At 68.8% G+C, this 10,952-nt stretch carries 9 protein-coding genes and 1 pseudogene; 7 read left to right on the top strand and 3 right to left on the bottom strand.

Features of this window, described 5'->3' with window-relative positions; genetic code table 11:
• Positions 1–722 precede the first annotated feature (722 nt).
• Positions 723–2,057 carry a hypothetical protein gene (locus tag IA22_RS0130495; RefSeq protein WP_245229626.1) on the top strand — a complete coding sequence of 445 codons (1,335 nt, stop codon included), beginning with the start codon at positions 723–725 and terminating at the stop codon, positions 2,055–2,057.
• A 440-nt stretch (positions 2,058–2,497) separates the two neighbouring features.
• On the opposite strand, the gene IA22_RS0130490 is transcribed toward IA22_RS0130495, so the two are convergent.
• Positions 2,498–3,202: a GNAT family N-acetyltransferase gene (locus tag IA22_RS0130490; protein ID WP_030125454.1), complete on the bottom strand. Its 705-nt coding sequence runs from the start codon at positions 3,200–3,202 to the stop codon at positions 2,498–2,500.
• Positions 3,203–3,316: 114 nt separating this feature from the next.
• Positions 3,317–3,937 carry a LysE family translocator gene (locus IA22_RS0130485; RefSeq protein ID WP_030125453.1) on the bottom strand — a complete coding sequence of 207 codons (621 nt, stop codon included), beginning with the start codon at positions 3,935–3,937 and terminating at the stop codon, positions 3,317–3,319.
• Between the two features lie 277 nt (positions 3,938–4,214).
• Here IA22_RS0130485 and IA22_RS38355 point away from each other — a divergent pair.
• Positions 4,215–4,316: pseudogene (locus IA22_RS38355) on the top strand (IS5 family transposase); the annotation flags it as partial.
• Between the two features lie 184 nt (positions 4,317–4,500).
• Here IA22_RS38355 and IA22_RS35605 read toward each other — a convergent pair.
• Positions 4,501–4,710: a hypothetical protein gene (locus IA22_RS35605; protein WP_015575599.1), complete on the bottom strand. Its 210-nt coding sequence runs from the start codon at positions 4,708–4,710 to the stop codon at positions 4,501–4,503.
• Between the two features lie 811 nt (positions 4,711–5,521).
• On the opposite strand from IA22_RS35605, the gene IA22_RS0130480 reads away from it, so the two are divergent.
• From IA22_RS0130480 to IA22_RS0130460, 5 genes are read left to right on the top strand one after another with little or no spacing between them, the layout of a single operon-like run.
• Complete coding sequence (locus IA22_RS0130480) at positions 5,522–7,108, top strand: ABC transporter substrate-binding protein (RefSeq protein WP_030125452.1); 1,587 nt, start codon at positions 5,522–5,524, stop codon at positions 7,106–7,108.
• A gap of 20 nt (positions 7,109–7,128) precedes the next feature.
• Entirely contained in the window at positions 7,129–8,097 is a 969-nt protein-coding gene (locus tag IA22_RS0130475; RefSeq protein ID WP_030125451.1) for an ABC transporter permease, read from the top strand.
• Positions 8,098–8,137: 40 nt separating this feature from the next.
• Positions 8,138–8,974 carry an ABC transporter permease gene (locus tag IA22_RS0130470; protein ID WP_051694860.1) on the top strand — a complete coding sequence of 279 codons (837 nt, stop codon included), beginning with the start codon at positions 8,138–8,140 and terminating at the stop codon, positions 8,972–8,974.
• On the top strand, positions 8,971–9,930 hold the full coding sequence (locus IA22_RS0130465; RefSeq protein WP_015575595.1) for an ABC transporter ATP-binding protein: 960 nt from the start codon (positions 8,971–8,973) through the stop codon (positions 9,928–9,930). The genes IA22_RS0130470 and IA22_RS0130465 overlap by 4 nt, the downstream gene beginning before the upstream one ends.
• On the top strand, positions 9,923–10,594 hold the full coding sequence (locus tag IA22_RS0130460) for an ABC transporter ATP-binding protein (protein ID WP_030125449.1): 672 nt from the start codon (positions 9,923–9,925) through the stop codon (positions 10,592–10,594). Before IA22_RS0130465 ends, IA22_RS0130460 begins: the two co-directional genes overlap by 8 nt.
• The last annotated feature ends 358 nt before the right edge of the window (positions 10,595–10,952 follow it).

Raw genomic sequence — 10,952 nt, 5'->3', positions numbered from 1 at the left:
TGACCACAGTTCAACAGCGGCGCGGCCGGAACCCGGCGCGCCGCTGACGAGCCCACCTGCTCCGCCGACGGCGACCACTTCCTGTCCCTCACCAGCATCGCTTGCACCCGCATCTGCCACCGCAGACTCGCCAAATGCGATGGTCTCAAGGAAGGACGGAGGCGGCCCGCGCCCATCCCTGGGACGGGCGCGAACACCTCGACCGACGTCTACCTCGGCCGCAGCCTGATGCGCGACGCTGGGGAAATCCTTCCGGTGCGGCCGATGCCAGCATCCCGGACGAGGCACCTTGCTGCACATGCCGTCCCCGGCGTGGAACTGACCACATCACCTTCCGGGGCTGCTGCCTGTTCAACATCAAAGCCAGCGGCCCCGGGCAGGGTCTGCGCCTCCTTGCAGGCCGCGGTTCGCTCGACGTTGCCGGTGCATGCAGGCGCTGTCCGAGCTCCCGCCGACTGCCCGGTCGCGGTGAAGTTACCGCCCACGTCAGCGGGATGGTCCGCAGAGCTGCTCGACAAAGTCCCGGTTCTCCGGGCAGGGCAACCATGGCTCGACTGATCAAATCCTGCGCGCCAGGCGACGACACACAGATACGATGCGCTCGCCGCTCGCACATACGTGCCCATCAGGGCACCCTGCGTGCGATCAACGGGAGGAACCACTTGACCATGTCCTTCGGCGCGAGACCGCGTGCAGTTCTCGCCTCTCTGGGAGCTGTTGCCATGGCGCTGGCCGGCGCCGCAACCCCGGCGAACGCGGTCGACGGGACGCTCACCCCACCGACTCATCTGTTCAACGAATACAGGCACTGCGCGACGGACGCACAGCAGCCTTCGTACCGGTGGGCCCGCGAAGGTCTGCTGGTGGAAGGCATCCCCGGAGTCACAGAGGCCACGGGAGGCGCCCGCGTCAGCGTGCGGTACCAGGTCTGGCCGGTAGCCGATCCCTCGAAGATCACCACGGTAACCCGCGACCACGCCAGCCCTGGATTCGAGGCTCCCGCCACCCTTCCGGCAAGCGCGTTCGTCGATGGGCAGAGCTACGCGTGGCAGGCGCGGACGGTGGTAGGGGACGCGGTCTCGGACTGGTCAGCACCCTGCTATGTCACCGTCGACAACAGCAGACCTGCGAATGCCCCCTCCATCACCTCGTCGAACTACGAAGCCGAGACATGGAACGAGGGCGGCGAGCCGGTCGAGTTCACGCTCGGCGCGAACGGCGTCGACGATGTCGAGGGCTTCGAGTTCTCCTGGCAGCAGACCCTGCCGGTCATCGGTACGAGTATCGGTGACCACGGCATTCCGCAGCCCGTCGACCCGTACGCCGATACAAAGTACTTCAAGCGCGCCAACGCGCTCGGTGGCTCGACCACGCTCAGTCTGGTGCCGCCGACCGGCTCCGGTCCGATGACGCTGTGGGTGCGCAGCCTGGACCGCGCCTACAACGGGTCGGGGATCGCCAGGTACGACTTCCAAGTCAATTCCACGGCGCCCACCATCTCACCGGCGGTCCCGGAACCCGAGTTCGGTCAGCTGACCGAGTTCACGTTGAGCCCCGACCCCGAGCTGCAGGCGAAGAGCCCTGTCGTGAGCTACTCCGTCAAGACCATCGGAAGTCAGGAAGACAGGACCTTCGACGTCACGGCACGACCGGACGGCACTGCGACGGTGGAGCTCACGCTGGACGACCTTTACAGCGAGCACCTCCAGGTGCGCAGCAGGAGCGGCAACGGATGGGTGAGCGACGCAGCGTGGTGGGGTATCAGTTTCGACACCACCCCCGATGTCTCCTCGGTCACCTACCCGGAGAACCGTTCGGGCGGTGGCATCGGCGTTCCGGGCACCTTCACGTTCACACCCAAGGTGAAGGATGTCGTGAGCTTCACCTACAGCTTCAACAACGGTGACCCGGAGGTGACGGTCCCCGTGGGTACCGACCACACCGCGAGCATCGACTGGAGCCCGGCCACGGATGGCTGGCATGACCTCACGGTCTACGCGACGACCCGCTCGGGCCTTCAGCTTGCGCCCTACGACTACTTCTTCACCGTGAACTGAATCCAACCCACCAGAAGACCCTGGGCCCGGCTCCGCTGAGGAGGCCGGGCCCACGTCTGTGCAGGCCGGTCGTCGTCGGGCGCCGCAGGAGCGACGTGCGACGACTAGCGCGAGGCATACCAGATGCCGTTCAACAGTGGCCGTGGCGTGGGGCCCTCCCTGCCCCGGTACCGCGAAGGCTGTAAGGACGAGACCGAGTACCGCGCACTCACCGGACTCTGGGGACTCAACTTGATCCACCGGGAACAATGCCCGCTTCCGCGGGGAGCAGTGGCCGCCGGCCTTCAGCTGCCGCCGAGTGTCGGGACCCGGCCTCGTGGAACATCGGTACAGCGGCTGTCGGTGAGAACGATCATGGTCAGGGGTTGAGGGCGCTGACCCTGTTCGCGTACTCGCGGCGGGCCTTGCGCGCTTTCCAGGAAGGCGGTGCGCACAGGCGGTCAGGGGGTGCGGAAGCCCCGGAAGGTCACCTGGCGGCGGCTCTTGAAACCGAGTCGCTCGTAGAGCGCGATGGCGCTGGTGTTCGTCTCCGCCACATGGAGGAAGGGCCGGTCGCCTCGCGCCACGATGTGGGCGGCGAGCGCGCTGACCAGATGGCCGGCGTAGCCCCGCCCCCGTGCTTCGGGGGCGGTGCAGACGGCGCTGATCTCGGTCCATCCCGGCGGTCGCAGGCGTTCTCCGGCCATCGCCACCAGGGTGCCGTCGACGCGGATCCCGAGGTAGGTGCCGAGTTCGTGGGTGCGCGGCCAGAAGGGTCCCGGTTCGGTCCGTGCGACGAGGTCGAGCATGTCGGGGACGCTGTCCGGGCCCAGTTCGACCAGGTCGGCGCCGGACTGGGCGCCGGGACCGTCCGGGTGGCCGGCGCCGGACGAGATCATCTGACGGCCCTCCAGGTTGAAGACGGGCTCCCAACTCGGCGGTGGAGCAGCCGGACAGCTGAACATGTCGGCGAAGGCACCCGGGCCCAGCAGCTCTGCCAGATCGGCCCAGTCGGCAGCGTCCGGCTGTGTGGACACGGAGGCGAAGGTTGCCACGTCCGTGAGGTAGGTGGCGGCCCGGCCGAGGCGGCGGGCCAGATGCGCGTGCCGACCGCCGAGCGACCGGCCCACCGGGTCGTCGAGAACCGGGTCGTCGTCGCTTGTCATCCTGATGTTCCTTTCCTGGTGACGGCGCGGTCGGGCGGCGGCCAGGACTGTGCCCGTCGGCACCCCGGGCCCACTGGCTCGACGGGGACCGTACCGCTCGGTGCGCTCGGGAACTCAGGGCTGGGTGGTGGCCACCTGCAGCCCGAATCCGATCAGTACGGTCCCGGTGACACGGTCCATGCCCCGGCGCACGGCCGGCTTCTCGAAGAAGGAACGGGCCTTGGACAGGAGCATGACGTATCCGCCGAGCCGGACCGCGGTGAGCATCGCGTGTACGAGGACCAGCAGCGTCATGCCGCTGTGGGCGGACAGCCCGGTCGGGGCCCGTGCCGGGAGCAGACCTGTGTAGAACACGGCGATCTTGGGGTTGAAGACGTTGCTGACCAGGCCGGTCCGCCATGGGTTGCCGCGAGGCGGGGTGAGGGTCGCCGCCGGTGCTTGGAAGCGCCCGCGACGATTCTGGAGCAGCGCCTGGAAGCCGAGGAAGACCAGGTAGGCGGCGCCGGCCAGTGCGAACACGGTGTACGCGGTGGCGGACGCGGCCAGGACAGCGGCGAGGCCGGCCACCGCGAGCACCCCCCAGACCATCAGCCCTGCCGTGATGCCGCCCACGGTCCGCAGCCCGTCCTGCCAGCCGGAGGAGACGGCACGCTTGGTCACCACGGCCATGTCCGGCCCGGGCACCACGGTGAGCACAGCCAGGACACCGGTCGCGGCGAACAACTGTATGAGCATTTCCTTAGTGTCACATCCGCGGCGGACGGAGTGGACGACCGGTGCCGTCCGGCCTTTGTGGTCGGTCTCCAAGTGCAGTTGAGCAGGTCAATGCCGTAGTCGCTGCCGTTGGGCGTGCGACTGATGGTGTGGATGTGCTGTTGGGTGGGCCGTTCCCCGCGTCTGACGAACCGAGCCTGCGGCGGCCGTGGCCGTACGCTCGCGCTTCGCCCGCTCCTGGTCAGGAGATGCGTCACGCCTGACGTCGGCACTGGGTCACGCAGGTCGGACGTCCACCATTCGTAAAACCTGGGTCAACGGCGGCTACTGCCAGCACCTCGTCGAGCACGCCGCCACTCTCGGCATCGACATGCACACCGTCAGCCGCGACCCCACCACCGGTGACCGAACCACCACCGCCCTTGCCGCGCGGCATACAACGGGCCGTCCCACTACCGCGCCCTTCGGTTGCGACGGTTCCAGCATTGCCCACTGCTCGCCAGTGAGATCGCGGCCCCGTCAGGCGCGTCGCCCCGACCTGCTGCGAGCGCAAAAGAACCCCAAGATTGGTCAGGGAAAGCGAGTCATCTGGCGTATGGAGCACCCAGTTCCCATGCTCCGTAGCGTGGTTCAGCAGGAACTGCTGACCCCGCTCCGGACCACTCCCCGCCCGCGGGAAGCCAGACAGGCAGACCTGCGGACCGATGACCGCAGTCGAGGGCGTACTCGTCGAGGTCGGCCTCGTCCTCCTCGCCGTCGAAGAGGAACTGCAGCACCATCCTGGTGGCGACCATACCCAGCTCCATCGCGCGTATCGACCACGGTCGTCGACAGGAAGACGGTTCAGGAACGGGGCTGGTCGCTCAGCCCCATGGACCACATCGAGGTGCACAGACCCTGCCGAGGCGCCGCCGAAGCGGTTAACGCTGAAGTCCTCTTCGAGTTGGCGCTCCGGAAGCGTGTGGTGCGGGAGGCGGACCTGGGCGCGGAACCGCTCTGGGGCGGGGCAAGGCGGCGCCGTCGAGTGGGAGAGCGTGGTGCTGTCTAGTCTGTGTGGGACCAGGTCCACCACGGGAGGGACCCAGGCAGGGTCGTTCTACAGCCTGTTGAAAAAGCACATGGCGACCGTCGACGGTGTTCCGCTCGTCTGTCCCCAGGACCCGCGTGACGGCCGGATCGAGGAGCTGGCCGATGACCGGGGGTGGCGGAGAGGGCCGCTCGGAGCCTTGACCGCTTCCGACTGCAGTCTGGGGACATTGTCTGTGTCCGTACCAGCTCCATAGGTCCTCCGGCTCTGGCATGGGATGTGGGGGCTGCCTGGCTGAGTACCAATGTGATCCGCTGCGGGTGGGCGAGGAACACCGTGACCGTGTCCACCGGGGTAGCGGCTGCAGGCACTACGACCAGCGGTCTTCGTCGCTGACCCCGGTCAGGTCAGGACCGTTGGCAGGTTGCGTCATGGACGCCTGCCTCTCTCTTGTGGCTTGGTCGGGCGGAGGCTTGAGAGGAACTTGCTGGTACCGGATTGTTCTCTGACCCGCCCGGGTAACCCTTATTGCGAATGATATGCAGTAGCTTGAGCTCATCATTAAGGGTGTGAGGTCCATGACGGCCCGTCGGATACGGACAGCCGCTGCCACGGCGGCAATACTCACCGGCGTCGCCGCCTGCTCGGCGCCCGGCAACAGTACGAGCAGTGGTGCAGCCGCGGACTCCGTCGTGATCGGGGTCGCGTCCGAGCCGGACACGCTCAGTCCGCTGCTCGGGTACGGCAAGGACGGCAACTCGAAGATCTTCGACGGGCTCCTGGCCCGGGACACCGACCTGAAGCTGAAGCCGGCCCTCGCGAAGGCCCTGCCCGAGGTTGCCGCGGACGGCCTGACCTATACCTATGTCTTGCGAGAAGGCGTGAAGTTCAGCGACGGCGAGCCGCTGACCTCGGCCGACGTGGTCTATACGTACGACACGATCCTCGACGCGAAGACCAACAACACCAGCCGCAGCGAGCTGGACGCCATCAAGGACGTCCGGGCGGAAGGGGACGCCAAGGTGGTCTTCACCCTGAAGTACCCCTACGCCCCCTTCGCCGGCCGCACGGTGCTGCCCGTCGTCCCCGAGCACATCGCCAAGAGACAGGACCCCAACACCGGCTCCCTCAGCACGGAGCCGGTCGGGACTGGCCCCTACCTGCTCGCCTCTTGGAGCAAGGGCGAGAAGCTCACCTTCAAGGCCAACCCCGACCACTGGGGCGGTGCGCCGAAGGCGAAGACGGTGACCATGGCGATCATCGCGGACGACAACGTCCGCGCCACCCGGCTGCGCTCCGGCGACCTCGACGGCGCGGTCCTGCCGCCCAACCTCGCCGCCACCTTCAAGAGCGACAGCTCGAAGAAAACGTACGACGCGAAGACCTACGACTTCCGCACGGTCACCCTCCCCCGGGAGAACAAGGTCACCAGCGACCGCGCGATCCGCCAGGCCCTGGACGCGGCCGTGGACCGGCAGGCCATGGTCAATAAGATTCTCGACGGCGCCGGGCACCCCGCGTACGGGCCGCTGCCCGTCGGCGACCCGTGGTTCGCCAAGGGCATCGAGCGCCAGCAGGACCTCGCCAAGGCGAAGCAGATCCTGGACCGGGCTGGCTGGAAGACGGGCGACGGCGGCATCCGCGCCCAAAACGGCCGACGGGCCTCGTTCACACTCCTCTACCCCTCGGGCGACAAGGTCCGCCAAGACCACGCCCTCGCCTACGCTTCCGACGCCAAGAAGGCCGGCATCGAGGTGAAGGTGGAGAGCGCCACCTGGGAGGTCATCGAGCCGCGCATGAAGAGCGACGCGGTCCTGGCTGGCTTCGGCAGCAACGGCGACCCCGACTACGGCCTCTACACCCTGCTGCACTCCTCGCTCGCCGGCGACGGCTTCAACAACATGGCCCGCTACGACGACTCGGTCGTCGACAAGGCTCTCGACACCGGCCGCCGCAGCTCGGACCAGGCGACCCGCAGGAGCGCCTACGACCGCCTCCAGCGCGAGCTCGTGAAGAACCCCGGCTACACCTTCCTGACCCACATCGACCACGTCTACGTTCTCGCCGACCGCTGGACCGGTCTGACCACGCAGGTGGAGCCGCACGAGCACGGCTTCGCCTCGGGCCCGTGGTGGAACCTCGAAGCCTGGCAGCCCAAGAAGTGAGCCGACTCCCCTGGGGAGCGATGGCACGGCTGGCAGGGCGACGGCTGCTGTTCGCCGCCCCGATCCTGCTCGTTGTCACCTTCGGTGTCTTCGCGATCGCCGCCGCCTCCCCCTTCGACCCTGTCAAGGCGTACGCCGGCACGGCGGCGCTCGGTGCCGACGCCGAGACCCTGGAACGTCTGCGGGACAACCTCGGCGTGGACCAGCCGTTCACCTCACGCTGGTGGCACTGGCTCACCTCCGCCGTCACCGGTGACTTCGGCCAGTCCAGTGTGCTGCGGCAGCCGGTGGCCGAGGTGATCGGCGAACGTCTCGTCTGGTCCTCGCTGTTGTGCGCGGTCGCGTTCCTGGTAGCCGTGCTGACAGGAACGGTGCTCGGGGTGCTGGCGGGCCGCCGTCCCGGATCCCTGCTCGACCGGGTGGTCACCTCCGCCGCCTACTCTCTGGAGGCGGCACCGGTCTTCTGGCTTGCCTTGCTGGCTGTCTGGCTGTTCGCCCTCCAGCTCGGGGTGCTCCCGGCGGGTGGACTGACCGACACCGCCAGCGAGCAGGTCACCTTCAGGCAGGTCGCGAGCCACATCGTGCTGCCGGCAGGGGTACTCGCCGTCTCCCAGCTGCCCTGGTTCACCCTGTACGTTCGCCAAGGCGTCAGCGACGCCCTCGCCGAGGACCCCGTACGCGGCGCCCGCGCCCGGGGCTTGAGCGAGAGCACCGTCCTGCTCGGCCACGCCCTGCGCTCCGGACTGCTGCCGGTGTTGACCCTGGTCGGCTCCCGCGTGCCCGAACTCATCACCGGCGCCCTGCTGGTGGAGAGCGTCTTCAGCTGGCCCGGCATAGCGGCGGCCACCGTGGAAGCGGCCACCGCCGTCGACTTCCCCCTCCTGGCCGCACTCACCACACTCGCCACTGCCGCCGTGCTCCTCGGCAACCTCCTCGCCGACCTGCTCTACGGCCTGTTCGACCCGAGGGTGAAGTTCAGTGACATGTGAACCCACGGCTACATCCGGCCCCGTCTGGCGGTCGTACGGCATGAGCCGCCGCTCCACCCGGACGGTGCGCGTACGCATCTCCGCCGCGCTGGTGGCCGCGACCGTGCTGGCCGTGCTCCTCGTGCCGCCGCTGGTCCAGCTTGATCAGCAGGCCGTCGACCTGTCGTCGAAACTGCTGTCGCCGAGCTGGTCGCATCCGTTCGGCACCGACGACCTCGGCCGAGACCTGTTTCTGCGCTGCGTCTACGGCCTGCGCGTCTCCCTGCTGGTCGGTGCCGCCGCCGCGCTCACCGCGACGGTCATCGGCACGGCCATCGGGGCGATCGCCGGTGCGCTGGGAGGCAGGGCCGACCGGGCCCTCATGCGGCTCGTAGACACCTTCTCCTCCGTGCCGCACCTGCTGCTAGGCATCTTCATCGTGGCCATGTTCCGGCCCGGTGTATGGCCGGTGATTGTGTCCGTCGCGCTCACCCACTGGTTGTCCACCGCCCGGATCGTGCGCGCCGAGGTGCTCTCCCTGCGCGCCCGCCCCTACATCGACGCGGCCATCTCCGGGGGCGCCTCCCGGTGGCGGGTGGCGGTACGGCACCTGCTGCCCGCGGTGCTGCCGCAGGCCGCGCTGGCCGCCGTCCTGATGGTGCCGCACGCCATGTGGCATGAATCCGCGCTGTCCTTCCTCGGGCTCGGCCTGCCCACGCACCTGGCCAGCCTCGGCAACCTCATCCAGGGCGCACGGGGTTCGCTACTGGCCGGGCAGTGGTGGCCAACCCTCTTCCCGGGGCTGTTCATCATCGTGCCCACGCTCGCCATCGCCGGGCTCGCCGGTGCCTGGCGGGAGCGGATCAATCCCCGCCGCCGATCGGAGCTGATGCTGTGACCGCCCCAGTCCTTTCCGTGCGCGGACTCTCGGTGCGCTTCCTCATGCCCAGCGGACGCCGGATCGCCGCCGTCACTGACGCCCACTTCGACGTGGCAGCAGGTGAGTGTCTCGCCCTGGTCGGCGAGAGCGGCTGCGGTAAGTCCGTCCTTGCCTCCGCGCTCTTGGGCCTGCTGCCCGCCAACGCGCAGGCCGCGGGCGGCGCATACCTCGGCGACGTGGACCTGCTAGCCGCGGACGAACGCACCCTCGCCCGCACGGTACGCGGCCGGCTGATCGGGCTCATCCCGCAGAGCCCTGCCGCCCACCTCACTCCGGTCCGCACGGTCCGCTCCCAGTTGGAGGAAACAGTCGTCGCGTTGACCGGCACGCGCGGTCGGGCAGCCGTGCGACAGGCGGCCGAAGCAGCCGCCGAACGCGCGGCTTTCCCCGCCGGTCACCTCGACCACCATCCGCACGAGCTCTCCGGCGGCCTCGCCCAGCGCGCCGCCACCGCGCTCGCCCTCATCGGAAACGCACCTCTCCTACTCGCCGACGAACCAACCACAGGTCTCGACCGCGACCTGGTTCACCACACCGTCGATGAGCTGCGCCGCCAAGTGGACGTCGGCCGGCGAGCCCTGCTGGTGATCACCCACGACCTGGCCGCCGCCGAACGCATCGCCGACCGCATGGCCGTGATGTACGCGGGCCGCATCGTCGAAATCAGCGACGCGACAGCTTTCTTCGGCCTGCCGGGTCCTCGTCACCCCTACAGCCGCGGCCTGCTCGGGGCCCTTCCTGAACGCGACTTCATCCCGATTCCCGGCATGCCGCCCGAACTCGGAGATCTCCCAGACGGCTGCGCCTTCGCCCCGCGTTGCGAGCGGGCTACCCCCACCTGCACCACCCTCCCTGCGGCGGCCGCCGGGCTCGTCTGTCACCACCCGCACGTGACGGAGGACCTTCGTGCTTGAACTCCAGGCCATCACTGCCGGATACGACAGGAAGGCCCCCGTCGTCCGAGACGTCACCCTGAGCGTCGCGCCCGGCGAGAGCGTCGGCCTGCTGGGGCCCAGCGGCTGCGGCAAGTCCACCCTGGCCCGTGTTGCGGCTCTGCTGCACCGCCCCGACGCCGGCACCCTGCTGCTCGACGGCGACCCGGTACGCCGCTGGCGGCACCGCGCCCCATGCGCCCAGCGCACCGCCATCGGTGTCGTCTTCCAGCAGCCCCGCCTCTCCGCCGATCCCCGGCTGCGGCTCACCGACCTGATCGCCGAGCCCCTGCGCGCCACCGGACGCCGTGATGAAGTACGAGAGCGGGTCGCTGAACTGGCCCCGTCCGTCGGCCTCACCCCTGACCTTCTGGACCGTCGGCCCCACGAGGTCAGCGACGGCCAGCTCCAACGTGCCTGCCTCGCCCGCGCCCTGCTTCTACGCCCGCGCTGGCTCATCTGCGACGAGATGACCGCGATGCTGGACGCCTCCACCACCGCCGCTCTGGTGGCCGCTGTCGAGGAGTACCGCTCCGCCACCGGCGCCGGACTGCTTGCCGTGGGCCACGACCAGGTGCTTCTGGGGCGCTGGTGCGACCGCACCGTCTCCTGGGAGAAGCTGACCAGTACGGAAGCTGGGGAGTAGGCGGAAGCATTCCTGACGATCAAGTGGGTCGTCGCGCAGGACGCTGATCTCTTCACCGACTTGGTCCAGAATTCCGGCGCCTACCGGGGAACGTATGCCTCGATCATCGGCCCCCGCTGCGGACTTCGATGGCGAGGAGCGCTTCTCCGTCGTATGCCTAGGACTCGAGGCCGTGTCGGGGCAGGTGCGGCCAAACTTTTGCCGTGCAGGAAGGGGTGGGGCGTCGGCCTGGGTGGTTGCGGCCTTGGTGAGCTGGGCCCGATACGGTGGAACGGCTCCAGGGCTTCTATGCCCTGTTGCCGGAACCAAAGGAGTTGGACGACGCGATCCCCGAGTCCTTCGGCTCCTTCGCCGGTCG

Source organism: Kitasatospora papulosa, assembly GCF_000717245.1.
Classification (GTDB): Bacteria; Actinomycetota; Actinomycetes; order Streptomycetales; family Streptomycetaceae; genus Streptomyces; species Streptomyces papulosus.
The sequence above is the reverse complement of the archived record's forward strand: the minus strand, read 5'-3'. Positions and strand labels throughout refer to the sequence as shown.